The following is a 25,734-nucleotide window of genomic DNA, read 5'->3' as shown; positions in this document are numbered from 1 at the left end:
TGCTCGAGTGAGCAGACGAGCGTTGATCCTCGGCGGCACGGGCCTCATCGGCCGTGCCGCCGCTCGGCGTCTACGGCAGGCGGGCTGGACCGTGGACGCGGTCGGTAGCGAGGTGGACCGTTCCGACCCGCGCGCGCTGGCTTCCGCGATGGGCGATGGCGCCGACCTGCTGGTCGACTGCCTCTGCTACTCCGCCACGGACGCGCGGACCTTGCTCCCGTTGGCGCGCAAGGCCCGTTCGGTCGTGATGATCTCCGCCAAGGCCGTCTACGTGGACTCTCACGGACGCCACGCGAACTCCTCCGAGCCGCCGCGCTTCGACGCCCCGGTGACCGAGGACCAGCCGACGCTCGCACCACTCGACTCGGACCCGTTCACCCGCGAGGGATACGGCCCGAACAAGGTGGCGGCGGAGCGGACGTTGCTCGACAGCGGCCTGCCGATCACCGTGCTGCGACCGTCCAAAGTGCACGGTCCGGGCAACAAGCGGCCGCTGGAGCAGTACTTCGTCGAACGGATCCTCGCCGGGAACAAGGTCGTCGTGCTGGCGTCACGCGGCGAGGGCGTCGACCACCCGACCTCCACCGCGAACCTGGCGGCGTTGATCGAGACCGCCGCCCTGCACCCCGGCGCGCGCGTGCTGAACGCCGCCGACCCGGACGCCCCGAACGGCCTGGAGATCTCCCGGATCATCGCGCGCTCGCTCGGGCACGAGTGGCACGAGATCCTGCTGGACCACGACCAGGCCGGCCGCCACCCGTGGCACCGCGGCTTCGTCCTGGACACGTCCGCCGCTCTCGCGCTGGGCTACCGGCCTGTCGGCGACTACGCGGCCACCGTCCAGGAGACGCTCCGCGACCTCGTTTCGAGCAGGTCGTGGCAGGATCGAGCGCGTGAGTGACATTCAACGTGTGGGAGTCGTCGGTTCCGGCCTCATGGGCTCCGGAATCGCCGAGGTGAGTGCCCGTGCCGGCCTCGACGTCATCGTCGCCGAGGTCAACGCGGGCGCGGCCGAGGCAGCGCAGGGGCGGATCGCCACCTCGCTGGCCAGGGGCGTCAAGTCGGGCAAGCTCAGCGAGGAGGACCGCGACGCAGCCCTGGGGCGCATCCGGTTCACCACGGACATGGGCGAGTTCGCCGACCGGCAGTTCGTGGTCGAGGCGGTCGCCGAGAACGAGCAGATCAAGACCGACGTCTTCACCACGCTCGACAAGGTCGTGAAGGACGAGGACGCCATCTTCGCGTCCAACACGTCGTCCATCCCGATCATGAAGCTGGGCATGGCCACCAGCCGCCCCGAGCAGGTCATCGGCGTGCACTTCTTCAACCCGGTGCCGGTGCTCAAGCTCGTGGAGATCGTGCCGTCGCTGCTGACCGGCGCCACCACCCAGGTCCGCGCCGAGGCGTTCGTGCGCGCCACGCTGGGCAAGGAGGTCATCCGCTCGCAGGACCGCGCCGGCTTCGTGGTCAACGCGCTGCTGATCCCCTACCTGCTCTCCTCGATCCGCATGCTGGAGTCCGGCTTCGCCTCGGCCGACGACATCGACAACGGCATGGTGCTCGGCTGCGCGCACCCGATGGGTCCGCTGCGCCTCACCGACCTGATCGGCCTCGACACCACGAAGGCCATCGCCGAGTCGATGTACGACGAGTTCAAGGAGCCGCTGTACTCGCCGCCGCCGCTGCTGCTGCGCATGGTGGACGCGGGCCTGCTGGGCAAGAAGTCGGGGCGCGGGTTCCACAACTACGCGAAGTAGTGAGCGAAGGCTGGACCATCGACGGCGACCACCTCGCACCGGACGAGGTGGTCGCGTCGCTGCGCACGAGAACGAACGACGGACGCCTGGAGACGTGGCTGACCAGCTCGTCCGGGCGGCTGCTGACGTTCGTGACCAACAGCGAACGCGCGATGGTCATGCTGCTCGACGGCGAAGGCGACGCGGGCGAACACGCCGTCGACCCCGGAGCCGGAGGCGAGAGCGACGGGTTCGTGCTCTCCCACGGCCAGAACGACACGTACCCGAACGCGGACACCGTGCCGATCGCGCAGGCGTTGAGGATCGTCGGGCACGTCGTCCGCGAGGGTTCCTGGCCCGCGGACGCGCACCACGTGAGCGATCGCTAGACCGCGGCCAGCCGGTTCATCGAGTGCTGGATCAGCCCGACCAGCACTGCCTTCGAGGACTCCCGATCGCGCGCGTCGCACAGCAGCACCGGGATCGCCTCGTCCAGGTCCAGGGCGTGCCGGACCTCGTCCACCGTGTACATCTGCGACCCGTCGAAGCAGTTCACGGCGACGATGAACGGGATCCCGCGGTGCTCGAAGAAGTCGATCGAGGGGAACGACGAGTCGAGCCGTCGCGTGTCCACCAGGACCACGGCGCCGATCGCGCCGGTCGCCAGCTCGTCCCACATGAACCAGAACCTGTTCTGGCCCGGCGTGCCGAACAGGTAGAGCACCACCTTGGTGTTGATGGTGATGCGGCCAAAGTCGAGGGCGACGGTGGTGGTGTCCTTGCCCTCGATGCCCGCGAGGTCGTCGACGTGCACACCGGCCTCGGTGAGCAGTTCCTCGGTCCGAAGCGGCGGGATCTCGGACACCGACGCGACCATGGTGGTCTTGCCGGTGCCGAACCCGCCCGCGATGACGATCTTGACCGCGGTCGGCACGATCAGCTGGCCATCAGATCCCACGAACACCATCCAGTACGGCCTGCAGGAGATCCCTGTCGGGAATCTTGGGGGTGGAGTTCTGCACGAGCACGTCGCCACGCTCGATGAGGTCCGACAGCAGGACCTTCACCACGACGAGCGGCACGTCGAGGTAGGCGGCGACCTCGGCGACCGAGAGCGGGCGTGCGCACAGGGCCATGATCTCGCGATGTTCGACCATCAGCGACGTCTGGTCGGACGTAAATGCGGACGCTCGGACCTGCGTCACGAGATGGAGGTCAGGCGCGTTCGGCCGGGTGCGGCCGCGCACCATCGCGTAGGGCCGCACCAACGGTCCCGCGGCCTCGTCGTACCACCAGTCGTCGCGCCCGGTCATCAGCGCGACTCGCGCGCCGAGGGCACGGTCGCCGTCTCCTGGCGCGGAGCCGACGACAGGTAGGTGCCCACCCTCTTGACCAGCATGTTCATCTCGTAGGCGATCATGCCCATGTCCGCGTCCTCCTCGCCCAGCACGGCCAGGCAGGCACCGTGACCGGCGGCCGTCACGAAGAGATAGGCGTGCTCCATCTCCACGATCGTCTGCCGGACGGCGCCACCGCCGAAGTGCCGGCCGGTGCCGCGGGCGAGCGACTGGAACGCCGACGCCATCGCGGACAGGTGCTCCGAGTCGTCGCGGGACAGCCCGGCCGAGCGGCCGAGCAGGAGTCCGTCCGCCGACAGCACGACCGCGTGGCGGGCGCCGACCACTCGCTGGATCAGGTCCTCCAGCAACCAGTTCAGTTCGCCGTGCTGGCTTGCGTTGTCCTTCATGACGAGGGGGCTCCTTCTGATCTCCAGTCGTCGGTCAGCCGAGCGTCACGGGTGCCGCGCTGGAACGCGGCCAATCCGTCACGGGTCCGCTCGGCCAGCCTTTCGCCGGTCACCGGCTCGGCGGGTGGCGGCTCCTCCGAGGACTGCATGAGCTGCGGCGCGAGGTTCTGCCGCTTCTTCCTGCGGGGAAGGGGTGCCTTCCCGTCCTGGGCCGGAGGTGCCGCGAGGGTCGGTTCCTCCACCGATGCTTCTGCTGCGGACACGGCCGCGGGGGCAACTGCGCTCATACCAGGTTCTACGAGCGCCTTCAGCCCCGCGTTCAGTGCCTCCTGCACTTCGGGGGGATTCACCTTCACGGGAAAGCTCGGGTGGTCCGCGCCATGGCCGTGGTACGTGTCGTGGAACGACTGCACAGGCATCTGCGTGGTCTCGGTGATGTCGCCGGCGGTGTTGTGCGGGGCGACGATGTTCGGCGGCAGCACGCACAACGCGACCGTGCCGCCGTAGGGCGAGTCGCGAAGCTCCACCTTGATGCCGCGCCGGGCGGCGAGCCGGGCGACGACGAACAGGCCCAGGCGGGACTCGCCCCGGAACGCCATCGTCTCGAAGTCGGGCGGGTTGGAGAGCTTCGCGTTGGCCTGGAGGCGCTCCTCCTGCGTCATGCCGAGGCCGTGATCCTCGATCTCGATCACGATCCCGTGCGGCACGGCGTTGGAGTGGACGATCACCTCGGAGCGTGGCGACGAGAAGGCCGTGGCGTTGTCGACGAGCTCCGCGAGCAGATGGATGGTGTCGGCGACGGCCACGCCGACGAGCGCGCGGTCGGGCACCGGGTTGACCCTGACCCGGACGTACTGCTCGGTCTCGGCGACCGCGGACCGCAGGACGTCGCTCAGGCGCACCGGCTTGCGCCACTGCCTGCCCGGCTGCTCCCCCGCGAGGATGATCAGGTTCTCCGCGTTGCGGCGGGCGCGGGTGGCCAGGTGGTCGAGCTGGAACAACGAGTCGAGCCGCTCGGGGTGCTCCTCCTCGCGTTCCAGCTTGTCGAGGATCTTGATCTGCCGGTGCACCAGGCCCTGGTTGCGGTGCGCGATGTCGAGGAAGACCCGGTTCACGCCCTCGCGTGCCTGCGTCTCCTTCACCGCCGCCGCGACCGCCGTGTACTGGGCGGCGTTGAACGCGTCCGCGACCTGGCCGATCTCGTCGTTGCCGTAGTCGAGCGGCGGCATGTCGCGGTGGACGTCCACCTGCTCGCCACCGCGCAGGCGCGCCACGATGTGCGGCAGCCGTTCCTGCGCGAGCCGCAGCGTGTCCTCCCGCAGCGACGCCAGCCGCGTGACCAGGGCCCGCGACACGAGCCGGTTCGAGATGCGCAACGCCAGCACGATGCCGACGACGACCGCGAGCAACGCGATGAGGCTGCCGATCAGCACGGCGGCGACCCGGCTGTTGGCCTTGTCGAGGCCGAGGTCGGCGGCGTTGCGGGCCTGCGTGACGGCGAGCCCGACGAGGTTGTCGTGCACCGGCGCGGCCACCCCGCGCCACTGCACGTCGGTCACCGTCGTGTCGCTGTTGATGATCCGGCCTTCGAGATCGAGCAGCGACCGGTACTCGGTGCTGCCGCGCAGCGCGTCGTACAGCGAGCGCGGCTGCTCCAGCGCGAACGGGATCGTGGCGTCGAGGCTCGAGTGGTAGGCGCCGACCAGCCGGGCGAACTCGACGCGTTCGGCCGGGGTGAACCTGCCGTTGAGCAGCCCGCGCGAGCCGATCGTGGCACCGCGCGAGAGCCAGTCGGCGGCCTGGAAGATCGTGACGGCCTGGACGTTCGCCTGGCTCGCCTCCGAGTCGGGCACGAGCCGCGCCTGCCGGGCGAGCAGCGCGACGCCCGAGTCGAGCAGGCTGTTGTAGTAGTCGTAGACGGCCTGCGGGTTCGCCGACCCCGAGTCGATGCGCGTGCGCTGCTGCGGCAGCTCGTTCAGCACCGAGTTAAGAGCGTTGATCCGGTCGACGGTGTCCTGGGGCGCGCTGCCGGAGAGTTCCGCGAACGCGTCCTTCATCTTCCGCACGGCCTCGTCGGTGACGCCCTGCTGGCGTTTCAGCCCGGTCCTGTCGACGCCCCCGACGCTGCTGAGGACCTCGAGGGTCAGCTGGCGTTCCTTCTGGAGCCCGGCGAGCGCCTCGACGGACGGGATGGTCGCGCCCTTCACCCCGGCGGCGACCGACCGCATGTAGAAACCGTCAAAAAGGGTGTACGAGGAGAAAACGGCCCACATGACCAGCAGCACCACGCTGGGAACGACCACGACACCGGCCAGCCGGGACCGAATGGTCCGGTAGTTGGTCGGTGTGTAACCGCTCTTCTCGTTCACAGCGCTCTCACGGTCTCCTGTGTCCCACGGCTAGCGCTGCGGGTAACCCAACTAACTCCTTCGGCTGCATTTAGGTTACGGGGAGAGATCATCGTTACCCAATGACAGCGATCACACGCAGTACGCGGTCGCAGGCTACCCAGTCGAGTGACAGGAGCAACACCCAGTACGGGGGTTCTTGCCTTGTGAGAACCCCCGTACGGGCTAGTTCGTTCGCACGTTCTACGGACGCTCCACCGCGACAACGTTGTAAGTCGTCTCGGGCGTCGGAGGCGTGCTGAACCGGGCATTCGGCAGGTAGAGGCGCTTGCCGAACGCGGCGACCGTCGTGGGAACGTCGAACCGCGCGTCCGTGCGTTCCGCCGCAAGCGTCGCGCCATCACGACTGAGCGTGTAGCGCGCGACTTTGTTCAGCCTGTTTTGCACCACGTACAACTGCCGTCCCTCACGCAACAGACCGTCACCATTGGTGAGTGTTTGACCGCTCAAATTGATCTCGGTCGATTTGCCGCTCCGGGGATCGATCCGGAAGAGCTTTCCGGTGTTGCTCTGCACGACGATCAGGCCGCCGTCGAGCCCGGTGACGATGCCGTTGAGGTTCGTCGCGCCGGGGGTGACGACGAGGTCGCCGGTCAGCGCGAGCGTGCGGTGCGGCTTGAGGTTGAGCGGTACCTCGTAGAGCACGGCCTTGCGCGAGTCGGTGAACCACGCCGACTTGTCGGTCAGCACGACGTCGTTGACGAACGTGTCCGCGGTGGCGAACTGGAACTTCGCCAGCAACGCACCCGTGCGCGTGTCGTAGACCCGTGCGTCGCCGCCCGTGCCACCCGAGACCCACAGCCGTTTGCGGTTGTCGACCTTCAAACCGAGCGACGGCGTGCCAGGCCCCTTGGCGAGCACCTTGCCCGTGCCGGTGCGCAGGTCCGCCGCGTAGATCGACCCGTCGGCCCGCGACCCGAAGTAGGCCGTGGTGCCGCTGATCGCGATGCCTTCCGGTTGCCACCCGTTGGGCAGGGAGAACTCAGTTGGGAACGATTTGGGGTGGAAGTGCCCTGAACCGTCCGCGGTGGCCGGCGCCGCGGCGGTGAGCGTGACGCCCAGGACTGCCGCGAGCAGGACACCGAATCTGCGGTACATGCCGCCTCCTTGTCGGATTGGGGTGCGTCCCTGATCCTTCTCCTGCCGACGGCCGAACAGGAGTTTTCTCAGGAATCCGACATCTCTACAGGTCAGCGGCGGCCTCGGCGATGAGCTCCAACGACTCGCCGGTCCCCAGCGCCATCTCCTGCAGGCTCGCGAACCTGTGCGCGCACTGCTCGGTCAGCCCCGGCTCCTCGACGTACTCGCCCTTGATGAACGTCTCCAGGTAGGCCACGTCGTTGTGCTGCCGATGCGGAAACCCCAGCAACGTGAACGGCGACCCCATCGCCGGATACGCCCCCGCACCCCGCGGCACGACCCGCACGGTCACCGTCTCGTGCTCGCTGACCTCCATCAGGTGCAGCAGTTGCGCCTTCATCACCCGCGGCCCGCCGATCACCTGCCGCAGCACCGCCTCCGGGAACACGGCCCGCACCGCCAGCGGATCCCTGTCGGTCAGCCGCGTCGCCCACGCCTCCCGCACCATCGCGAGCCGCGCTGTCCGCACCGGATCGTCGTCCTGCAGAACCGCATTGGTGTAACCGGGAAGCTGGAACGCCGCCGGAACGAGATCCGTCGTGAAGACACGCAACAACGTCGCCTCGAACACCAGATTCGCGAAGTCCGCCGCCGGGTCGAAGTTCAGGCCGTCACCACCGGAACGCGCGCGGGCCCGTTCCGCGTACTGCGCGCGCAACACGACGGCCTGCCATTCCGGAGTGGGCACCTTGTAGACGTAACCGAGCGCCATGACGTCCACGGGCGCCGACGGCTGCACCGCGTTCTCCATCATGGACAGCTTGGCACTGCTGAAACCCACGCGCTGGCCGGCCTCCGTGAGGCTCAGCTCGCGCTCGTCGCGCCACCCGGCCAGCTGCCGCCCGATGGCGCGTTCGAGCGTCGTGGCCCGGAAATCCTTCGGCATGACGCGAAGGATATGACCAATTCGGATTCCCGAAAGGGACGGGTCGGTGTGGACAACCCTTTACTGCCAACGAACTTCGTTAGACGGAATGCTTTGCGTTAAACGGCCGTGCGCCCTATTTACGATTGATAGCGCTTTGCGCGCGCATGAGCACGCACGAGGTCATGGAAGCGGAACGCGTAGTCCCCGACCTCGGTCAGCAACGACTTCTCCACCAGGTCGTCCAGCGCGTCCTCGACGTCGCAGTCGGCCTCGCCCGCGATCGCCGCCGCCACCGGCACCCCGAACGCGTCCGGCTCCCACGCGCACAGCCGGTAGAGCCGCGCCTGCCGTTCCGGAAGCTCCACATAGGACCGATCGAGCAACGGCCCGAGCCGTCCGTCGTCGGCGAGCGGCTCGACGCCGATCTCCCGCGCCTGCGGGAGGTCCAGCTTCGAACGACTGGTGACGAGCACGGTGCCCGAGGCGGGCAGCAGCGGCGTCACCTGCTCGGCGGAGTCCGCGTTGTCCAGCAACAGGGTGAACTGCCGCAGCGTGACCAGGCTGCGGAAGACCGCCGGCTCGTCACCGGATTCGACGTCCAACCCGAACGCCCGCAGCACCTGACTCAGGTCGTGCGCGGCCAGGTCGACGTAGAGCTGGTCGCCGGATCCCCGCTCCCGCAACCACTTCAGCGCCAGCGCGGTCTTCCCCACCCCGCTCGCGCCGTGCAGCACCGTCACCCCGGGCCTGATGCCCGCCAGTTCCGCGTCCCTGCCGACGAAGTGCCGCGGCGGCGCGGGCGGCCGGAACCGCGGCGGTACGTCGTTCCTGCCCCTGATGACCCCTGTGGCTCTGACAGCCAGTACGTCACTCATCAACCCGTACCTCCCCGACACGTTGAAGCTACGGGCTTTCCTCGTCTTACATCAGACGGCCATCGAGTGATCGCACGTGAGCGCGGCCCCTGTCTTCGACGTCGAGGAACGAACCTGCCGCCCGTTCACGATGATCTTGCAGGTGAGCTCGCCGTGCACGCCCTCCAGCCGGATGACGACCCTCCCCTTGCGCTTGCCCATGCGCTCGAACGGCAGGTCGGGGTTGCGCAGCGTCCGTTCCTCCTCACCGGGAAACGTGTAGGTGAGCCGGTCGGTCGTGCCCGTCCCCTCGACCACCACGCGGATGTTGGGCGCTGCCGCACAACCGGCGCTTCCGGCCAGCAGCAGGCCCACGAGTAAGACGGCGGTCTTCATGTCCCGAACGGTAGGAAGCCGGGAGGTGCTCCGGCATCAGCCTGAAGGCTCAAGAAGTATCAGCCATCAGAGTGACAACCCGAGATGCTTCAGGCACTCCTCGACCCGCAGCCGCTCGACCTCGCGGTCCATTCCTTCGGGCAACGAAAGCAACCGGTGCTCGACGCCCAACGCGGTGCAGGCCTGGACGAGCAGCGCGTCATAGGCCTGACGAGCACCGATCTTCTTGATCGCGGACGCCCCGGGCTCGAAGGAGGCCCGCACCCGGCGCACACGACGAAGGTCGGCCGCGATTCGTTCTATCGGCCGATGTTCGGGCACCCGTCCAAGCTACCCCGCCTGCAACGCCAGGAAGAGGTCCACGCGCGCCTCGAACTCCGCCAGGTCTGTGCCGAGCAGGTCCTCCACCCGCCCCACCCGATACCGCAACGTGTTCACGTGGACGTGCAACTTGCCCGCCGCCGCCGTCCACGAACCAGAACAGTCGAGGAACACCCTCAACGTGCCCACGAGATCCGACCCGTGCTCGGCGTCGTAGTCCAGCACCGGGCCGAGGAGCCGCCGGCGCAACGACGCGCGCAACTCCTCCGGCACGCCCGCGAGCAGCAGTTGGTGCAGTGCGATCTCCTCGCCCGCCACCACACACGTGCGGCCGCCACGGCGCTCTCCCAGCTGACGCGCGTGCGTGGCTTCCTCCGCCGCGCCGCGCAGTCCGCGGGACGTGACCGGTGAGCTGATGCCGACGAGCACGCGGGACGAGCCGAGGCCCGGTTCCATCACGCGCATCGCCTCGCGGACGTCGTCGGGCACCGAGTCGCCGGCCTTCGCCACCGCGTAGACGGTGTCGCCGACCGGGGTCACGAGGGCCTGGGGCAGCGCTTCCTCCAGCACCGCCGCGGCGAGTTCCGCTCGTTGGTCGGACGTCACCGCGCTGATCACCCGCAGCTGGGCGCTCTCCAGCCCTGCGGCCGCCAGCCGTGACTCCAGGTCGGCCGATCCGCTCAGGACCGCGGACACCAGCGGTGCGGCCGTGCGGTTCTCGATCTGCCGTCCCTGGGCCTCGCGCAACCGCTCCAGCCCCACCAGCGACGCGAGCTCGGCGGCCGCCTCGGGTTGTACCGAGCCGCCCACGACGAGGATCCAGCTGGTGAGGCGGTTGCCGCCGCGTTCGGAGACGGGGACCAGGGTCATGCCCCTGACCGTCTTGGGGAGCCGGTCGGCCTGGAGGAACTCCTTCACCAGCGCGACCCGCTCGCGCAGTTCGCCGCCCGCGACGACGCGGCCGGTCGTGGACAGCACCCAGCACGAGGCGCCGAGCTCGTGGCTGCCCGCCAGCAGCAGCGCGGGCAGGCCGGAGCCCTCCGCGACGACGTTCAGCAGGCGGCGGTGGCGGGAGAGGCCGACGAGCTCCATCGAGACGCGTTCGGTGATGGTCGCGAACGAGAGGTCGACCGGCACCTCCAGCAGCGGCACGTGGTGGCGCACGCAGGCGTCGACGAGGTCGTCGGGCAGCGCGCGGTTCTCGGTCTCGGACGCGGCCAGGCCGGCGACGCGGGCCGCGGCGAGGGAGCGGACGAACGTCTCGGAGTCCTGCGGGCCGTGGTGCCAGAGCAGGCCGGACAGCACGAGCTCCCCGCCGGACAGGTACCGGCTGGGGTCGGGCAGCTCCGTTCCGTACACGCGGGTGACGGTGCGGTCGAGCTGGTCTTCACCGGTGTGCAGGCTCAGGCGCAGCTCCGGCATCTGCAGCAACGTCCGCAGCAACAACATGAGGGGTCACTTTCGTCCATTCGTGTTTGTAGGAAAGCACAAATTCGTTACGTGTAGGAACCTCCTGATTCATGTGTCCCGCCGTAGAGGTGTGTACCTCTAGGTCTGTGTACTGGCTCACAACCAGATGGGAGGGCGAGTGACGATCTCCACGCACGTGCTGGACGCGGCGCGCGGCAGGCCGTTCGCCGGCATCACCGTGTCGCTGCAGCGCCGCGACGGGACCGAGGTGGCGAACGCCGAGACGAACACCGATGGCCGGATCACCGGATGGGGTGACGGTCTGGAGGCCGGGGTCTACCGGCTGGTGTTCGACACCTCGGAGGCGGCGCCGTTCTTCCCCGAGGTCGTGCTCACCTTCGACTACTCCGATCCGGCGCAGCACTACCACGTGCCGTTGCTGCTGTCGCCGTTCGCCTACTCCACCTACCGAGGTAGCTGACCATGGACTTCCTTCGACCGGAAACGCTTGCGGAGGCGCTGGAGCTCAAGGCCGCGCGCCCTGACGCCGTGCCGATCGCCGGTGGCACGGACGTCATGGTGGAGATGAACTACGACCACCGCAGGCCCTCCGCCCTCCTGGACCTGACCCGGATTCCCGAGCTCCAGCAGTGGTCGGACGGGCTGCGGGTCGGCGCCGGCGTGCCGTACGTGCGGATCATCGACGAACTGGGCGCGCAACTGCCGGGCCTGGCCATGGCCGCACGAACGGTCGGCTCGCCGCAGATCCGCAACCGCGGCACGGTCGGCGGCAACCTCGGCGCGGCCTCCCCCGCCGGGGACACGCACCCGGTGCTGCTGGCGTCCGACGCGGTCATCGAGGTCGCCTCCGTGCGCGGCACGCGGATGATCCCGGCCGCCGAGTTCTACCTGGGGGTCAAGCGGAACGCGCTGGAGCAGGACGAACTGATCGTGGCGGTTCACCTGACGCCTGCCAAGGGGCCACAACAGTTCTCGAAGGTCGGCACGCGCAACGCCATGGTGATCGCGGTGTGCTCGTTCGGGATCTCGTTGTTCCCGGAGGAGAACCGGGTGGGCGCGGCGGTCGGTTCCGCCGCCCCGACACCGCGCCGGGCCGGTGAGGCCGAGCAGTTCCTGGCCTCGGCGCTGGACTTCCGCAACCCCAAGCCGTTGCTGGACTCGGTGAAGCGCGAGTTCGGGGAGCTGGTGTCCCAGGCCGCGTCGCCGATCGACGACGTGCGCGGGTCGGCGGCCTATCGCAAGCACGCCTTGGCAGTGATGGCTCGCCGGACGCTCGGCTGGGCCTGGCAGGAACTCTTGGACGGGGAGCGGGCATGCGCGTGAACGTGACGGTCAACGGCGAGCAGCGCCAGGCCGACGACGTGTGGGAAGGCGAGTCGCTGCTGTTCATGCTGCGCGAGCGGCTCGGACTGCCCGGCTCGAAGAACGCCTGCGAGCAGGGCGAATGCGGTTCGTGCACGGTGTACCTGGACAAGGTGCCGGTGTGTGCGTGCCTGGTCGCGGCCGGGCAGGCGCAGGACCGCGAGGTGACGACGGTCGAGGGGCTCGCGGACGGGGACGTGCTGGACCCGGTGCAGGAGGCGTTCGTCGAGGCCGGCGCGGTGCAGTGCGGGTTCTGCACGCCGGGCCTCGTGGTGCAGGCGCACGACCTGCTGGACCGGGTGCCGAACCCGTCGGATCCGGAGATCCGCGAGGCGTTGGCCGGAAACCTGTGCCGCTGCACGGGGTACGAGAAGATCCTGGACGCCGTGCGATTGGCGGCGTCACGCCGATGATCGTCCTCGACCGCTGCGCGGTGTCCACTGTGGACGAGGCCGGGACCGAGCACCTGTCCGGGCACGTCGTGATCGACGGCGGGCGCGTCAAGTCCGTCGGCTCGGGTCCGGCGCCTCGGCCCTACGAGTCCCACACCTACGTCGACGCGTCGTCGTGCCTGGTCACGCCGGGGCTGATCAACACGCACCACCACCTCTACCAGTGGGCGACGCGCGGGCTCGCCACCGACGCCACGCTGTTCGAGTGGCTGACCACGCTGTACCCGGTGTGGCGCGGGCTCGACGACACCGTGACGCACGCGGCGGCGTCCGCCGGTCTGGCGCGGCTGGCGTTGACGGGCTGCACGCTCGCCGCCGACCACCACTACGTCTTCCCGTCCGGTGGCGGCGACGTGTTCGACGCGCTGGTGTCGGCGGGGCGGCGGATCGGGATCCGCCTGGAGGCGATCCGGGGCTCGATGGACCGCGGCCAGTCGCACGGCGGGTTGCCGCCGGACAACCTGGTCGAGGAGACCGAGGCCGCGTTGATCGCGACCGAGCAGGCGATCGGCGACTACCACTCGACCGCGGACGACGCTCTCGTCCGGGTGGCTGTCGGACCCTGCTCGCCGTTCTCGGTATCGCGAGAACTGATGACCGGTGCGGCCGCTTTGGCGCGACGGCACGGAGTTCGGCTGCACACGCACCTCGCCGAGACCCTGGACGAGGAAGAGCAGTGCCTGGCGGAGAACGGCTGCACGCCGACCGAGTACGCCGAGCAGCTCGGCTGGCTGGGTTCGGACGTGTGGCTCGCGCACACCGTGCACCTGAACGCCGACGCGGTGAAACGACTGGGAGCGACCCGGACCGGTTCCGCGCACTGCCCGACGTCCAACGGGCGGCTGGGCACCGGGATCGCGCCCGTCCGCGACCTGCTGGACGCCGGCGCGCCGGTCGGTCTCGGCGTCGACGGCGCCGCGTCCAATGAGGACGGCGGGCTGGTCGTCGAGCTGCGGTCGGCGCTCTACCAGGCACGTCAGCGGGGCGGTCCGGGCGCGATGGACGCCCGCAAGGCGTTGTGGATGGGCACGATGGGCGGCGCCCAGGTGCTGGGCCGCGACGACGCGCTGGGTTCGATCGAGCCGGGCAAGGTCGCGGACCTCGCCGTGTGGGACCTGTCCGGAATGGACTACGCGGGGATCGCGGACCCGGTGGCGGCACTGGTGCTCGGCACTCCCCCGCCGTTGAAACTGTTGATCGTCGGCGGTGAGGTCGTGGTGCGGGACGGTGTCCTGCTCACGGCGTCGACCGACGAGCTGGCGCGTGACCTCTCCGCGGCCAGCGCCAAGCTCCAGGAGGCAGCGCGATGACCCTCACTCCGGCCGAACTCACCTCCGCGGTGTCGGGTGGCATCGGGACGTCGCCGCAGCGCCCGGACGGCAACCTGAAGGTGCGCGGCGAGTTCGCCTACGCGTCCGACCTGTGGCACGAGGACATGATCTGGGGCGCGACGCTGCGTTCGCCGCACCCGTACGCCCGCATCACGTCGGTGGACATCACCGAGGCGTTGAAGGTGCCGGGCGTGTACGCGGTGCTGACGCACTCGGACGTACCCGGTCGCAACCTGTACGGGCTGGAGCACAAGGACCAGCCGGTGCTGGCCGTGGACGTCGTGCGCTACCAGGGCGAGCCGATCGCGCTGGTCGGCGCCGACCACCCGGAGACCGCGCTGCGGGCGATGAAGAAGATCGTCGTGACCTACGACGTGCTGGAACCCGTCGTGGACATGGAGACCGCGGCCGACGACACCCCGTTGCACCCCGGCGGGAACCTGGTGCGGCACGTACCGATCCGACGTGGCTCGCAGGACATCACGGCCGACGTCGTGGTGACCGGGCGGTACGAGGTCGGGATGCAGGACCAGGCGTTCCTCGGGCCGGAGTCCGGGCTCGCGGTGCCGGCGACGGACGGCTCGATCGACCTGTACATCGCGACGCAGTGGCTGCACGTCGACCGCGACCAGATCGCCGCCGCTCTGGGCCTGCCGCAGGAACAGGTGCGGCTGACGCTGTCCGGCGTCGGCGGCGCGTTCGGTGGCCGTGAGGACCTGTCGATGCAGGTCCACGCGTGTCTGCTGGCCCTGCACACCGGCAAGCCGGTGAAGATGGTCTACAACCGCGAAGAGTCGTTCTACGGGCACGTGCACCGGCACCCGGCCGTGCTGTACTACGAGCACGGCGCCGACCACACCGGAAAGCTCGTCTACATCCGCACGCGCATGTACCTGGACGGTGGCGCGTACGCCTCCTCCACTCCCGCTGTCGTGGCCAACGCGGCGACACTGGGCGTCGGTCCGTACGAGGTCGACAACGTCACGATCGACGCCTACGGCCTCTACACGAACAACCCGCCGTGCGGCGCGATGCGCGGATTCGGTGCCGTGCAGGCAGGTTTCGCCTACGAGTCCCAAATGGACAAGCTGGCCGAGGCGCTGGGCATGTCCCCCGTCGACGTCCGGATCCGGAACGCGATGACCGAGGGTTCGGTGATGCCGACGGGCCAGGTCGTCGACTCGGCGGCGCCCGTCGCACAGCTGTTGAAGCTCGTGCAGGACAAGCCCATGCCCGCGGGAACGTCGTCTGACATCCGCGAGCTGCCGGGCGGTGTCTCGAACACCACGCACGGCGAAGGCGTCATCCGCGGGGTCGGCTACGCGGTCGGCATCAAGAACATCTGCTTCTCCGAGGGCTACGACGACTACTCGACCGCACGCGTCCGGGTGTCGATGGTCAACGGCTCGCTGGCCGCCGCCGTGCACACCGCCGCCTGCGAGGTCGGCCAGGGCCTGGTGACGATCATGCAGCAGATCGTGCGGACCGAGCTCGGCATCGAGCGCGTCACCGTGCTGCCGATGGACACCACGATCGGCAACGGCGGCTCGACCTCGGCCTCGCGCCAGACGTACGTCACCGGCGGCGCCGTGAAGGCGGCCTGCGCTCTGGTCCGGTCGCGTTTGGACGGTCGCACCGACATCGGCGACGAGGTGATCGACGAGACCACCGAGTGGCGCCACCGCGCGACCGAGGCTCTCGATCCCGTTACCGGGCAAGGCAACGCGCACGTCCAGTACGGCTTCGCCGCTCACCGCGCCGTCGTCGACGTGGACGTCGATCTCGGCCTGGTCCGCGTCGTGTCGCTGGACTGCGCGCAGGACGTCGGCAAGGCGCTGAACCCGCAGGCCGTGGTCGGCCAGATCCAGGGCGGCTCCGCCCAAGGACTCGGCCTCGCGGTGATGGAGGAGATCCAGACCTCCGGCGGCAAGGTGCGCAACCCGTCCTTCACCGACTACCTCATCCCCACCGTGCTCGACATGCCGCCGATGAGCATCGACGTGCTCGAGCTCGCCGACCCCCACGCCCCCTACGGCATCCGGGGCGTCGGCGAACCGCCCACCATCTCGTCGACCCCGGCGATCGTGGCGGCGATCCGCGCGGCGACCGGCCTGGCGCTCACCCGCGTCCCGGTCCGCCCGGAACACCTCACCGGTACCTGATCTGTGCTTGATTTCCCTGGAGTTGTCTGCCGTGAACGCACATCTGCTCGCCACCATCGACCTGGCCACCCGCAACGTGGCCTCCGGTGGTGGCCCGTTCGGCGCGATGATCGTCCGTGACGGCGAGGTGATCGCCACCGGCGTGAACCAGGTGACGCCGAACCTCGACCCGACCGCCCACGCCGAGGTCGTCGCGATCCGCGCGGCCTGCCAGGCGCTCGGCGACTTCCGTTTGACCGGCTGCACGCTGATCTCCTCGTGCGAGCCGTGCCCCCTGTGCTTGTCCGCCGCGCTCTGGGCGCGCGTGGACAAGGTCGTGTACGCCGCCGACCGCGATGACGCGGCGGCGGCGGGGTTCGACGACCGGGAGTTCTACGAACTCTTCAGCAAGTCCCGCAGTGAATGGGACCTGCCCGTGCACCAGATCTCCACAGGCGAGGACAACGCCCCGTTCACCGCGTGGACGTCCCTCGCAACTCGGATCGACTACTGAGGGCTGTGTTTATTCACGAGTAACCAGTCCATGAGCGGCGTGCACCCCGGAGGAGCGCTGGCCGCGCAATAGAGGCCACAAGCCTGATCGCTGACCGGAGCTGTTCTCAAACGCGTTCCGGCGTTGGAACGCGCCCACCGGCATGGGAAAGGCCGTCCATCAATGACCCAGTTACGGAGCCGACCGACGACTTCGTCGCTCGACCAGTTCTTCCGCATCACCGAACGCGGCAGCACGTTCGGACGTGAAGTGCGCGGCGGTATCACGACGTTCGTCGCGATGTCGTACATCGTGCTGCTGAACCCGTTGATCCTCGGCGCGTCCGCGGACATCACCGGCGCCAAGCTCACCATCGCCGAGATCACCACCGCGACCGCGCTGGCCGCCGGTGTGATGACCGTCCTCATGGGACTCGTCGGCAACGCGCCACTGGCGATCGCCGCCGGTCTCGGCGTGAACGGCGTGGTCGCCTTCCAGATGGCACCGACGATGACCTGGGCGCAGGCCTTCGGTCTGGTGGTGCTGGAAGGCGTCTGCATCGTGATCATGGCCGCCTCCGGCGTCCGCGAACGGATCATCAACGCGATCCCGGAGCCGTTGAAGATCGCGATCACCGTGGGCATCGGGCTCTACATCGCTTTGGTGGGACTGGTCTCCGCCGGTTTCGTGACCCGGACGCCGGACGCCGCGCACTCGACGGTGCCGGTGCGGATGGGCGTCGACGGCCACCTGAGCGGCTGGCCGATCGTGATCTTCTGCCTGGGTCTGTTGCTGATGATCGTGCTGCTGGCGCGCGGCGTGCCCGGTGCCGTGCTGATCAGCATCGTGGTGGCCACGGTCGTCGCCATCGTCGTGAACTCCGTGTTCCACGTGCAGGGCTGGGGACTCGTGTCGCCCACCCTGCCGGACTCGGTGGTCAGCTCACCCGACTTCGGTCTGTTCGGACGGGTGGATCTGTTCGGCGGCTTCGTGTCCGCCGGCGTGATCGCGGCGACGATCTTCCTGTTCACGCTCGTGCTGTCCGGCTTCTTCGACGCCATGGGCACCATCACCTCGGTGTCCGACGAGGCGGGTCTCACCAAGGACGGCAAGGTCGAGGGCATGGGCAAGATCCTGATGGTCGACGGTGCCGGCGCGATCGCCGGTGGCGTCACGGGGTCCGCCCCGAACACCGTGTTCCTGGAGTCGGCCGCGGGCGTTGGCGAAGGCGCCCGAACCGGCCTGGCCTCGGTGGTGACCGGCGGACTGTTCCTGGTGGCACTGCTCTTCACGCCGCTGGCGACGGTCGTGCCCGCGCAAGCGGCGGCTCCGGCGCTGGTGGTGATCGGCGGCCTGATGATGACCCAGATCCGCCGAATCCCTTGGCAGGACACGGACTTCACGATCCCCGTGTTCCTGACCGTGTCCATCATCCCGTTCACCTACTCCATCACCAACGGCATCGGCGCGGGCCTCGTGTCCTTCGTCGTGCTGCGCATCTGCAAGGGCCGCTGGCCCGGCTGGCTGATGACCGGCCTGGCGCTGATGTTCGCCGTCTACTTCGGCGTGGATCTGATCAGCGGCAAGTGATGTTCGTGGCTCGGCCGGGCGGCCACCCGGCCGAGCCCTTCTCCCGACTTGGAGGGCTCGATGCGTGATCTGGCGCCGACTTTGCTGTCGTGGGACCGGTTCGCGGTCGCCTCGGTCGTGGCCGTGCGCGGCAGTGCGCCCCGCCCGGTCGGCGCCGCGATGGCCGTCGGGCCTTCCGGCGAGGTGATCGGCAGCGTGTCCGGCGGCTGCGTGGAAGCCGAGGTCCACGACCTCGCGTGCCAAGTGCTTTCGACCGGCGTTCCCGCTCTCGCCTCGTTCGGCTACTCCGACGACACGGCGTTCGCGGTCGGCCTCACCTGCGGCGGCTCGCTGGACGTGCTGGTGCAGCGCGACAGCCGCTCGTTGCGCGCGGCCCTTCAGGCTTCGGTCGACGGACACCCGGTCTCCGTGCGGTTCGAGGCCGAGGGACGGACGTTCACCGAGTCGTGGACATCACCGCCACGCCTGCTGGTGTTCGGCGCCATCGACCACGCCGCCGCAGTGGCCGAGATCGGGCGTTTCCTCGGCTACCACGTGACGGTGTGCGACGCACGTCCCGTGTTCGCCACTCCCGCACGTTTCCCCGCAGCACACTCAGTCGTCGTCGACTGGCCGCACCGCTACCTCGCGTCCACCCACACCGACGCCTCCACGGCCGTCGTGGTGCTGACCCACGACCCGAAGTTCGACATCCCGGTGCTCGTGGAGGCGCTGTCCAGACCTCTGGCGTTCGTCGGCGCGCTGGGTTCCCGCCGCACGCACGCGGAACGCCTCGAACGACTGCGAGAAGCGGGCGTCGGCGAGGCGTCGCTGGCGCGGCTCCGTTCCCCCGTCGGCCTCGACCTCGGCGGCCGCAGCCCGGCGGAGACCGCGGTGTCGATCGCGGCCGAACTGGTCGCCGTCCACCACGGCGGCACCGGACTTCCGTTGTCCGCGCTGTCCACCCCCATCCACCGAAACCTGGAGAGTCATGGCACTGATCTTCCTCAACGGCGGCGGCATGCGGGGCGGCCCTCTGCACTCGCAGCTCCAGGGCACGCCGATGGTGTGCCGGGCACGCAGTGCGGCCAAGTACCGCTACTTCTCGGTGCGGGGGAAGTTCCCCGCGATGCACGAGTCGGGCTCGGCCTCGGTCGTGGGTGAGCTCTACGACCTGCCGCTGAAGATCCTGCGCGACCACCTGGTCCCGGCCGAGCCGGCCGAACTGGAGATCGGCGTCATCGAACTGGAGGACGGCAGCGCGGCCCTCGCGACCGTGCTTCGGGACGCGATGGTCGATCCGCTGCTCCAAACGGGTGACATCCGGGACATCTCGTATCTCGGCGACTGGCGGGAGTTCCTACACAGCGAGGGGTGAGGGAATGGCATCGGGGGGTGCCATTGGCAAGGGGGAGTTGCCGCACGCGGCGGGACCAACCGAAGTGGTCCCGCCGCGAGACCTCTCCTCAGCGCCCGTCGAGCGCCGCGCTCACCTTCGCGAGTCGCTCCGGGTCGAACGAGAACTCGTTGTGCGGGCAGCGGTAGCTGTAGGCGCCGTCGCAGATCCAGACGCCGTCCCGCTCGCGCCAGTTCGCCGGTCCCCACTGGCCTTGTCCGGCCAGCATCAGCTCGGCGACCGTCGCCGGCTCCTCGATCCAGGTCAGCTCCGCCAGCGCTTCGGCGACGCGGGTGGTCGCGTCCGGCGGCAGGTCGGCGTCACCGAGCATCGGGAGAAGCAGCAGCAACGTCCGCGCGTCGGCGGCCGCGGTGTCCAGTTCGCGCCACGACAGGCCCGGCCCCATGAAGGAACCTTCGTCGCTGACCAGCCGAAGCGCCTCGTGCGCCGCCGGGTCGTGCAGGAGGTAGTCGATGCCCATGTCGCCCTCGAAGTTGCGGTAGACGACGTGGATCACGCACTCGTTGCCCACGGGCACGGTGAAGACCGGCCAGCGGCTCGTCGACCTCAGTTCGTCGCCCAGTTCTCCGGCCGCCTCCCAGTCGGCTCCGAAGGCCAGTTCCTGCGCCTCTTCGTCCTGCAGCAACGAACTCAGGTGGCACAGCCAGAAAAGCGGCCGCTCCAGGTACTCGTCGGCCTCCGTCAGCGGATCGGCTTCATAGCCGGGGATCATCGCCCGCTCCCCTTCAGCAGTCCGCGTTCGTACGCCACCGCCACGGCCGCCGCCCGGTCCGAGACGCCGAGCTTGGCGTAGACGTGCAGCAGGTGGGTCTTCACGGTCGCCTCGCTGATGAACAGCGCCGCCGCCACCGCCCGGTTCGTGGATCCCTTGGCCACCAACGCCAGCACGTCGAGCTCCCGGGTCGACAGCGGTTCCAGCGCGGGCTCCCGCACCTGCCCCAGCAGGCGCGTGGCCACCGCGGGGGACAGGACGGCCTCGCCCGCGTGCGCGGCGCGGATCGCGCGTTGCAACTCGTCGCGCGGGGTGTCCTTCAGCAGGTAGCCGGTGGCGCCAGCCTTGATGGCAGGCAGGACGTCGCGGTCCGTGTCGTAGGTGGTGAGCACCAGGACGCGGCACGGGTGGGGGCGCAGGCGTTCGATCGCGGACAGGCCGTCCGAGCCCGGCATCCGCAGGTCCATCAGGACGACGTCCGGCGACATGGCAGTGACCACGGCGACCGCCTCGTCGCCCGAGGCGGCCTCGCCGACCACCTCGAAGTCCGGCGCGGCGGACAGCATGCCGCGCAGCCCGTCGCGGACGACCGGGTGGTCGTCCACGATGACCAGCCGGATCATGCCGGCACCCGTGCCGAGATCGCCGTTCCCGCGCCCGGTTCGGACTCCACGAACAGCGCGCCGGACAGGCGGTGCACGCGGTGGCGCATCGCGGGCAGGCCGAAGCCGTCCGACGGGCGGGCGAGGTCGAAGCCCACGCCGTCGTCGCGCACGTCCAGGGTCACCACGTCCTCCATGTACGACAGGGTCAGTCCCACGCGGGACGCCGAGGCGTGCTTGGCCACGTTCGCCAGGGCTTCCTGGGCGGTGCGCAGCAAGGCGACCTCCACCTCCGGGTGCATTTCGCGCACGGCGCCGGTCAGCGTGACCGAGACCGGGACGCCGTTGTGCCTCGACCAGCCCGACGCCACGTCGTCCAGAGCTTCGTGCAGGGCCGCCGAATCCAGGGCCGGTGGTTGCAGGGCGTGCACCGAGCGGCGGGCCTCGGCCAGGTTCGAGCGCGCCAGGTCGGCCGCCACCGCCACACGGCGTTCCCAGTCGGACCCGGTCGCCGCGGACAGCTGCGTGATGATGCCCGCCAGGCCCTGGGCCAGGGTGTCGTGGATCTCGCCCGCCATCCGGTGGCGTTCGTCCTGCACGCCTGCCTCGTGCGCCTGCACCAGCAACTGCGCGTGGAGGCCCTCGTTCTCCTCGAGGAGTTCCTTGCGCAGCCGGGACTGTTCGGTCGTCACGTGGCCGACGTACGTGAAGGTGCACGCCACCACCACGAAGACGAGCAGCAGCAACCAGAACGCCGCCGGCGCGTCGGAGGGGTAGCCGCCGAACAACGACAGCGTCGCCAGGGTGGCCGTCAGCGCGACGACGAAGAACATCCACCGGCCACGCAGGACCTCGCTCGCGTAGACGAAGACCGCGTACGACACCGCGCCGAACCAGTGCTCGCGCATGCCCAGCACCCCGTAGAACACGACCATGCCACCGATGAACACGGCCATGAGCTCCGCACGGCCGCGCCACGCGGGATGCAGCGTGAACCACCACGCCATCCACACGAAGCCGAACGCCACGACGCCATAGGTGAACCAGCGCTCCGGGACCGACTGCGTGGTGAAGAGGGAGTACAGCACCGTCGTCACGGTCAGCACGAAGTACGGGATCACGCGGGCGATCGCGACGAGCCTGCGCTCCCACCTGTCCAACGCGGCGATGTCCACGAGCTACTCCCAGCGGAACGTTCTGGCCGCGACCGTACCCGCCACGAGGCTCACCAGCCCCATGATCGCGAGATGCCTCCAATCCGGCGCGGTACCCAGCCACGCCTGTTGCAGCGCCTCCACACCGGGAGGCGTGTACGACCCGATCGCCTGAATCACCGAGGGCAGCATGAACCGCGGCAGGTACACGCCGCCGAAGAACATCAGCAGCATGAACACCACCGTCGCCCAGCCACCGGCCGCTCGCGCGTTCGGGGCCAGAGCGGCGATCACCAGGCCCAGCGCGAACGTGCCCGCGCCTCCCAGCACCACGGCACACGCCAGGCCGAGTGGATGGTGAGGCAGGTCGACGCCGAAAACGACGTACCCCACCACCATAAGGAGCAGCACCGACAAGATCACCGCGGCGAAGTTGACGACCATCTGACCGGCCAGCAGCCGCGCCGGGTGCATCGGCGTGGTGGACAGCCGGCGCAGCACACCCTTCTCGCGATACGTGGCCACGACCGCAGGCAACCGTTGCAAGCCGATGAACACCAACGTGAACACGACGAGCGCCGACATGTAGCTGTCGATGAACCGCTGACCGCCGAAGTTCGCGTCAGGTGTGCGCAGCGCCGGAATCGCGCCCAGCACCAGCAACAACAAGCTGGGGAACAGGATCGCGAACAACGAGTTCAGCCGATCGCGCACGAACAACCGCGCCTCGATCTCAATGATCTTCAACATGACGACCCCCGGTGAGTTCGACGTAGGCGTCGTCCAGCGAGACCTGGTCGACGCGGAGCTGACGCGCCACGATCTGCCGCCGCGCCAGCAGGGACGTCACCGCGTGCAGCAGGTCCTCCGATCCGCTGACCACGAGCTGCTCCCCCACCGACGACACCCCGGTCACCTCCGGCAGCGCCTCCAGCAACGACACGTCCAAGGCGGCGGACGGCACGAACCGCACTCGAGTGGCACCGTCCACACGCGACACCAGCGCGGAGGGCGTGTCCAGCGCGACGATCCGCCCGTCGCGGAACACCGCCACCCGGTCGCAGAGCCGTTCGGCCTCCTCCATGAAGTGCGTGACCAGCAGGATCGTCACGCCGGCCGCCCGCACCTCCTCGATCACCGACCACGTGTCCCGCCGCGCCTGCGGATCGAGCCCCGTCGTCAGCTCGTCCAGGATCGCCACCCGAGGCGAGCCGACCAACGCCAGCGCGATCGACAGCCGCTGCTTCAACCCGCCCGACAGCCGGCCGAACTCCACTCCCAGGTGCTCGGTCAGCCCCAGCCGCTCGGACCAGTCCGCGGGCTCCGGGTAGAACGACGAGAACAGCGACAACGCCTCGCTGACCCGCATCCGCTCCGGCAGCTCCGAGTCCTGCAGCTGCACCCCGATCGACGCGCGGACATCAGCGGGCCGCCGCCCCAGCACCGACACGCTCCCCCGGTCCGGCGTCCGCAGTCCGGCCACGCACTCGACCGTCGTCGTCTTGCCCGCCCCGTTCGGCCCGAGCACGCCGAAGATCTCCCCCTCGGCCACCTCGAACGACACCGAGTCCACCGCCACGCGGGGCCCGTACCTCTTCCCGAGGTCGCTCATTTCGATGATTGCCATGCCACCAGCGTCGAAGAACAACGCTCGAAGATCATCGAACAACGAGCGCGACCTGGATCAACCGATCGGTTGATGCCGTCAGCCGGTCGCCAGCACGGCGGCCCGCAGAGCCGCGGCCAGGCGCGCCACCGGCTCGGGCAGCGGTCCCGGCAGCCGGGCGAGCTGAATCCGGCGCTGCTCGGAGGGCCCGCCCCGCACCGGCAGCACCCGCACCCCGGCGGGCAGGACCGTCGCCAGCGCCGCCGGCACGGTCGTGATGCCGAACCCCGCCGCGACCAGTTGCAGCTTCGCCAGCCAGTCCCGCGCGGTGTGCGCGACGACCGGCCGTTCGGGAAGGCCCGGCCACACCCCCATCACCAGCTGGTCGCCGAGCCCGGCGATCCAGCGCTGACCCCGCAGGTCGTCGATGTCGATGAAGTCGTTGCGCGCCAACGGATGCGCGGAGGGAACGGCGACATGCAGGCTGCGTTCGGTGAGCGTGTCGACCTCCAGCGCGGGGCTCTCGTCGTCGGGCGCACGAAACGGCGGTGACGACGCGATCAGCGCAACGTCCAATGTGCCCGCACGCAGCGCACGCACCAACGCCGGCGTGCTGCCCTCACGCGTGACGACGGAGATGGACGGATGAGTGCGCCCCAACGCCAGCAGCGCCTGAGGCACAAGCCAAGCACCCGCGGTCGCGAACCATCCGAGCCGGATCGTGCTCTCGTCCTCCTCCGGCAGGCCCGCGAGCTCTCGTGCACCCGCATCGACCTGATCGACCACCACGGCCGCACGCCGCAACACGAGCCGTCCAGCCGCCGTGAGCCGCACGCCGTCGTGGCGCCGCTCCAACAACGACGCCCCCGCCGCCTTCTCCAGAGCGGCGATCTGCCGGGACACCGCGGACTGCGTGTAGCCCAGCGCGGAGGCCGCCGCCGTCAACGTCCCCCGTTCGGCCACCTCGCGGAACACCCGCAGCGCGACCAGCGACGCGTCACTCAGAGCCATGACATCCCCGCATACCCAGGTTGACAGATTCTCGCTACCCGCATGACCGAGACGAGCCTAGCGTCGAAGGCGTGATCACCACACCGTTCGGATTCAGCAGCACCGCCGCCGAGGTCGCCGAAGGCATCGACCTGACCAGAAAGCGCGCGATCGTGACCGGCGCCGCGTCCGGCATCGGCATCGAGACCGCGCGAGCGCTGGCCGGCAGGGGCGCCGAGGTCACCCTGGCCGTCCGCGACACCGCCGCCGGCGAGAGGACCGCGCGGGACATCGGCGGCGACGTCCACGTCGCGAGGCTCGACCTGACCGACCTCGCCTCGATCGACGCGTTCACCAGCGCCTGGGACGGCCCGCTGCACGTTCTCATCGCCAACGCGGGCGTGATGGCGAGCCCCGAGCAGCGCACCGAGCAGGGCTGGGAGTGGCAGTTCGCCACCAACCACCTCGGTCACTTCGCGCTGGCCACGAACCTGCACCCGGCGCTCAGGGCGGGCAACGCGCGCATCGTCGTCGTCAGCTCCACCGGCCACATGATCTCGCCGGTCGTCTTCGACGACGTCCACTACGCGTTCCGTCCCTACGACCCGTGGAGCGCCTACGGCCAAAGCAAGACCGCCAACGTCCTGTTCGCCGTCGAGGCAACACGCCGGTGGGCAGCCGACGGCATCACCGCGAACGCCGTCATGCCCGGTGCCATCTACACGAACCTCCAGCGCCACACCGAAGGACGCGGCAGCGGCACGGTCGACCCCAGCGTCGTCAAGACGCCGGAACAGGGCGCCGCGACGTCCGTCCTGGTGGCCACCTCACCGCTGCTCGACGGCATCGCCGGCCGCTACTTCGACGACTGCGACGAAGCCCAGACCGTCGACCGCCGCGGCGAGGCCCCACCGCTGCACGGCGTCGCCCGCTACGCCCTCGACCCGGACAACGCCGCCCGGCTGTGGACGTACTCCGAAACCCTCCTCGCGAAGGCTTGAGAC

The 25,734-nt window shown here is 69.5% G+C and carries 28 protein-coding genes and 1 pseudogene; 13 read left to right on the top strand and 16 right to left on the bottom strand.

Features of this window, described 5'->3' with window-relative positions; all coding sequences use genetic code 11:
* Nucleotides 1-7: 7 nt before the first annotated feature.
* The 3 genes from BM417_RS29005 to BM417_RS28995 are packed head-to-tail and all read left to right on the top strand — an operon-like array spanning nucleotide 8 to nucleotide 2,125.
* Entirely contained in the window at nucleotides 8-901 is an 894-nt protein-coding gene (locus BM417_RS29005; protein WP_245822220.1) for an NAD-dependent epimerase/dehydratase family protein, read from the top strand.
* A complete protein-coding gene (locus BM417_RS29000) occupies nucleotides 894-1,757 on the top strand; it encodes a 3-hydroxybutyryl-CoA dehydrogenase (protein WP_093601116.1) in 864 nt (287 codons plus the stop codon). Before BM417_RS29005 ends, BM417_RS29000 begins: the two co-directional genes overlap by 8 nt.
* Complete coding sequence (locus BM417_RS28995) at nucleotides 1,757-2,125, top strand: hypothetical protein (RefSeq protein ID WP_093601114.1); 369 nt, start codon at nucleotides 1,757-1,759, stop codon at nucleotides 2,123-2,125. Before BM417_RS29000 ends, BM417_RS28995 begins: the two co-directional genes overlap by 1 nt.
* On the opposite strand, the gene BM417_RS28990 is transcribed toward BM417_RS28995, so the two are convergent.
* From BM417_RS28990 to BM417_RS28945, 10 genes are all read right to left on the bottom strand, one after another.
* Nucleotides 2,122-2,703 carry a GTP-binding protein gene (locus BM417_RS28990; RefSeq protein ID WP_093601113.1) on the bottom strand — a complete coding sequence of 194 codons (582 nt, stop codon included), beginning with the start codon at nucleotides 2,701-2,703 and terminating at the stop codon, nucleotides 2,122-2,124. The two genes, BM417_RS28995 and BM417_RS28990, sit on opposite strands and share 4 nt — an antisense overlap.
* Entirely contained in the window at nucleotides 2,684-3,049 is a 366-nt protein-coding gene (locus tag BM417_RS28985) for a DUF742 domain-containing protein (RefSeq protein WP_093601111.1), read from the bottom strand. The genes BM417_RS28990 and BM417_RS28985 overlap by 20 nt, the downstream gene beginning before the upstream one ends.
* Nucleotides 3,049-3,483 carry a roadblock/LC7 domain-containing protein gene (locus BM417_RS28980; RefSeq protein WP_093601109.1) on the bottom strand — a complete coding sequence of 145 codons (435 nt, stop codon included), beginning with the start codon at nucleotides 3,481-3,483 and terminating at the stop codon, nucleotides 3,049-3,051. The genes BM417_RS28985 and BM417_RS28980 overlap by 1 nt, the downstream gene beginning before the upstream one ends.
* A complete protein-coding gene (locus BM417_RS28975; RefSeq protein ID WP_322788999.1) occupies nucleotides 3,480-5,852 on the bottom strand; it encodes a sensor histidine kinase in 2,373 nt (790 codons plus the stop codon). Before BM417_RS28975 ends, BM417_RS28980 begins: the two co-directional genes overlap by 4 nt.
* 222 nt (nucleotides 5,853-6,074) lie before the next feature.
* The gene (locus BM417_RS28970) at nucleotides 6,075-6,989 is read right to left on the bottom strand and encodes an NHL repeat-containing protein (RefSeq protein WP_093601107.1); all 915 of its coding nucleotides are present in this window, start codon (nucleotides 6,987-6,989) and stop codon (nucleotides 6,075-6,077) included.
* An 85-nt stretch (nucleotides 6,990-7,074) separates the two neighbouring features.
* Nucleotides 7,075-7,917, bottom strand: a complete 843-nt coding sequence (locus tag BM417_RS28965; protein WP_093601105.1) for a helix-turn-helix domain-containing protein — start codon at nucleotides 7,915-7,917, stop codon at nucleotides 7,075-7,077.
* Between the two features lie 119 nt (nucleotides 7,918-8,036).
* Complete coding sequence (locus BM417_RS28960) at nucleotides 8,037-8,774, bottom strand: ATP-binding protein (protein WP_143138846.1); 738 nt, start codon at nucleotides 8,772-8,774, stop codon at nucleotides 8,037-8,039.
* A 51-nt stretch (nucleotides 8,775-8,825) separates the two neighbouring features.
* Nucleotides 8,826-9,149, bottom strand: coding sequence for a hypothetical protein (locus BM417_RS28955; protein WP_093601101.1), 324 nt, complete (start codon nucleotides 9,147-9,149; stop codon nucleotides 8,826-8,828).
* Between the two features lie 66 nt (nucleotides 9,150-9,215).
* Nucleotides 9,216-9,470, bottom strand: a complete 255-nt coding sequence (locus BM417_RS28950) for a hypothetical protein (protein WP_143138845.1) — start codon at nucleotides 9,468-9,470, stop codon at nucleotides 9,216-9,218.
* 9 nt (nucleotides 9,471-9,479) lie between these two features.
* Nucleotides 9,480-10,919 carry a PucR family transcriptional regulator gene (locus BM417_RS28945; RefSeq protein WP_093601097.1) on the bottom strand — a complete coding sequence of 480 codons (1,440 nt, stop codon included), beginning with the start codon at nucleotides 10,917-10,919 and terminating at the stop codon, nucleotides 9,480-9,482.
* A 127-nt stretch (nucleotides 10,920-11,046) separates the two neighbouring features.
* On the opposite strand from BM417_RS28945, the gene uraH reads away from it, so the two are divergent.
* From uraH to BM417_RS48040, 9 genes and pseudogenes are all read left to right on the top strand, one after another.
* A complete protein-coding gene (gene uraH / locus BM417_RS28940; RefSeq protein WP_093601095.1) occupies nucleotides 11,047-11,361 on the top strand; it encodes a hydroxyisourate hydrolase in 315 nt (104 codons plus the stop codon).
* Between the two features lie 2 nt (nucleotides 11,362-11,363).
* Nucleotides 11,364-12,224, top strand: coding sequence for an FAD binding domain-containing protein (locus BM417_RS28935; RefSeq protein ID WP_093601093.1), 861 nt, complete (start codon nucleotides 11,364-11,366; stop codon nucleotides 12,222-12,224).
* Entirely contained in the window at nucleotides 12,215-12,676 is a 462-nt protein-coding gene (locus BM417_RS28930) for a (2Fe-2S)-binding protein (protein ID WP_093601091.1), read from the top strand. The genes BM417_RS28935 and BM417_RS28930 overlap by 10 nt, the downstream gene beginning before the upstream one ends.
* On the top strand, nucleotides 12,673-14,025 hold the full coding sequence (locus BM417_RS28925; RefSeq protein ID WP_093601089.1) for an 8-oxoguanine deaminase: 1,353 nt from the start codon (nucleotides 12,673-12,675) through the stop codon (nucleotides 14,023-14,025). Before BM417_RS28930 ends, BM417_RS28925 begins: the two co-directional genes overlap by 4 nt.
* Nucleotides 14,022-16,208: a molybdopterin cofactor-binding domain-containing protein gene (locus BM417_RS28920; RefSeq protein ID WP_093601087.1), complete on the top strand. Its 2,187-nt coding sequence runs from the start codon at nucleotides 14,022-14,024 to the stop codon at nucleotides 16,206-16,208. The genes BM417_RS28925 and BM417_RS28920 overlap by 4 nt, the downstream gene beginning before the upstream one ends.
* Nucleotides 16,209-16,239: 31 nt before the next feature.
* Nucleotides 16,240-16,701, top strand: coding sequence for a nucleoside deaminase (locus BM417_RS28915; RefSeq protein WP_177320662.1), 462 nt, complete (start codon nucleotides 16,240-16,242; stop codon nucleotides 16,699-16,701).
* A 162-nt stretch (nucleotides 16,702-16,863) separates the two neighbouring features.
* Nucleotides 16,864-18,270 (top strand): NCS2 family permease, encoded by a 1,407-nt coding sequence (locus BM417_RS28910; protein ID WP_093601083.1) that lies wholly within the window; start codon nucleotides 16,864-16,866, stop codon nucleotides 18,268-18,270.
* A 60-nt stretch (nucleotides 18,271-18,330) separates the two neighbouring features.
* Complete coding sequence (locus tag BM417_RS28905) at nucleotides 18,331-19,413, top strand: XdhC family protein (protein ID WP_093601081.1); 1,083 nt, start codon at nucleotides 18,331-18,333, stop codon at nucleotides 19,411-19,413.
* Nucleotides 19,310-19,627, top strand: a pseudogene (locus tag BM417_RS48040) (allophanate hydrolase-related protein); the annotation flags it as partial. The gene BM417_RS28905 and the pseudogene BM417_RS48040, both read left to right, overlap by 104 nt.
* Before the next feature lie 88 nt (nucleotides 19,628-19,715).
* Here BM417_RS48040 and BM417_RS28895 read toward each other — a convergent pair.
* The 6 genes from BM417_RS28895 to BM417_RS28870 all read right to left on the bottom strand — a co-directional run bounded on the left by BM417_RS28895 (nucleotide 19,716) and on the right by BM417_RS28870 (nucleotide 24,751).
* Nucleotides 19,716-20,378, bottom strand: coding sequence for a hypothetical protein (locus BM417_RS28895; RefSeq protein ID WP_093601077.1), 663 nt, complete (start codon nucleotides 20,376-20,378; stop codon nucleotides 19,716-19,718).
* Entirely contained in the window at nucleotides 20,375-21,001 is a 627-nt protein-coding gene (locus BM417_RS28890; RefSeq protein ID WP_093601075.1) for a response regulator, read from the bottom strand. The genes BM417_RS28895 and BM417_RS28890 overlap by 4 nt, the downstream gene beginning before the upstream one ends.
* Nucleotides 20,998-22,155: a sensor histidine kinase gene (locus BM417_RS28885; protein ID WP_177320661.1), complete on the bottom strand. Its 1,158-nt coding sequence runs from the start codon at nucleotides 22,153-22,155 to the stop codon at nucleotides 20,998-21,000. Before BM417_RS28885 ends, BM417_RS28890 begins: the two co-directional genes overlap by 4 nt.
* Nucleotides 22,156-22,158: 3 nt before the next feature.
* Nucleotides 22,159-22,884, bottom strand: a complete 726-nt coding sequence (locus BM417_RS28880) for an ABC transporter permease (protein ID WP_093601445.1) — start codon at nucleotides 22,882-22,884, stop codon at nucleotides 22,159-22,161.
* Nucleotides 22,868-23,761 (bottom strand): ABC transporter ATP-binding protein, encoded by an 894-nt coding sequence (locus tag BM417_RS28875; RefSeq protein ID WP_093601447.1) that lies wholly within the window; start codon nucleotides 23,759-23,761, stop codon nucleotides 22,868-22,870. The genes BM417_RS28880 and BM417_RS28875 overlap by 17 nt, the downstream gene beginning before the upstream one ends.
* Nucleotides 23,762-23,839: 78 nt before the next feature.
* Entirely contained in the window at nucleotides 23,840-24,751 is a 912-nt protein-coding gene (locus BM417_RS28870) for a LysR family transcriptional regulator (protein ID WP_093601073.1), read from the bottom strand.
* Nucleotides 24,752-24,822: 71 nt separating this feature from the next.
* Between BM417_RS28870 and BM417_RS28865 the strand changes: the two genes are divergently transcribed.
* A complete protein-coding gene (locus BM417_RS28865) occupies nucleotides 24,823-25,731 on the top strand; it encodes an SDR family NAD(P)-dependent oxidoreductase (protein ID WP_093601071.1) in 909 nt (302 codons plus the stop codon).
* Nucleotides 25,732-25,734 lie beyond the last annotated feature (3 nt).

The sequence above is a fragment of the Lentzea waywayandensis genome, assembly GCF_900115955.1.
In the GTDB taxonomy this organism is placed as follows: Bacteria; Actinomycetota; Actinomycetes; order Mycobacteriales; family Pseudonocardiaceae; genus Lentzea; species Lentzea waywayandensis.
Note: the sequence above shows the minus strand (reverse complement) of the source record. Positions and strands in the feature narration are given on the sequence as shown.

Coding starts and splice junctions, on each gene's coding strand:
- BM417_RS28880 (WP_093601445.1), bottom strand. CDS start 22,884: ATGTTGAAGATCATTGAGATCGAGGCGCGGTTGTTCGTGCGCGATCGG.
- BM417_RS28955 (WP_093601101.1), bottom strand. CDS start 9,149: ATGAAGACCGCCGTCTTACTCGTGGGCCTGCTGCTGGCCGGAAGCGCC.
- BM417_RS28970 (WP_093601107.1), bottom strand. CDS start 6,989: ATGTACCGCAGATTCGGTGTCCTGCTCGCGGCAGTCCTGGGCGTCACG.
- BM417_RS28965 (WP_093601105.1), bottom strand. CDS start 7,917: ATGCCGAAGGATTTCCGGGCCACGACGCTCGAACGCGCCATCGGGCGG.
- BM417_RS28895 (WP_093601077.1), bottom strand. CDS start 20,378: ATGATCCCCGGCTATGAAGCCGATCCGCTGACGGAGGCCGACGAGTAC.
- BM417_RS28890 (WP_093601075.1), bottom strand. CDS start 21,001: ATGATCCGGCTGGTCATCGTGGACGACCACCCGGTCGTCCGCGACGGG.
- BM417_RS28920 (WP_093601087.1), top strand. CDS start 14,022: ATGACCCTCACTCCGGCCGAACTCACCTCCGCGGTGTCGGGTGGCATC.
- BM417_RS28905 (WP_093601081.1), top strand. CDS start 18,331: ATGCGTGATCTGGCGCCGACTTTGCTGTCGTGGGACCGGTTCGCGGTC.
- BM417_RS28980 (WP_093601109.1), bottom strand. CDS start 3,483: ATGAAGGACAACGCAAGCCAGCACGGCGAACTGAACTGGTTGCTGGAG.
- BM417_RS28870 (WP_093601073.1), bottom strand. CDS start 24,751: ATGGCTCTGAGTGACGCGTCGCTGGTCGCGCTGCGGGTGTTCCGCGAG.
- BM417_RS28990 (WP_093601113.1), bottom strand. CDS start 2,703: ATGGTGTTCGTGGGATCTGATGGCCAGCTGATCGTGCCGACCGCGGTC.
- BM417_RS28910 (WP_093601083.1), top strand. CDS start 16,864: ATGACCCAGTTACGGAGCCGACCGACGACTTCGTCGCTCGACCAGTTC.
- BM417_RS28930 (WP_093601091.1), top strand. CDS start 12,215: ATGCGCGTGAACGTGACGGTCAACGGCGAGCAGCGCCAGGCCGACGAC.
- BM417_RS28945 (WP_093601097.1), bottom strand. CDS start 10,919: ATGTTGTTGCTGCGGACGTTGCTGCAGATGCCGGAGCTGCGCCTGAGC.
- BM417_RS28960 (WP_143138846.1), bottom strand. CDS start 8,774: ATGAGTGACGTACTGGCTGTCAGAGCCACAGGGGTCATCAGGGGCAGG.
- uraH (WP_093601095.1), top strand. CDS start 11,047: ATGGGAGGGCGAGTGACGATCTCCACGCACGTGCTGGACGCGGCGCGC.
- BM417_RS28925 (WP_093601089.1), top strand. CDS start 12,673: ATGATCGTCCTCGACCGCTGCGCGGTGTCCACTGTGGACGAGGCCGGG.
- BM417_RS28985 (WP_093601111.1), bottom strand. CDS start 3,049: ATGACCGGGCGCGACGACTGGTGGTACGACGAGGCCGCGGGACCGTTG.
- BM417_RS28875 (WP_093601447.1), bottom strand. CDS start 23,761: ATGGCAATCATCGAAATGAGCGACCTCGGGAAGAGGTACGGGCCCCGC.
- BM417_RS28935 (WP_093601093.1), top strand. CDS start 11,364: ATGGACTTCCTTCGACCGGAAACGCTTGCGGAGGCGCTGGAGCTCAAG.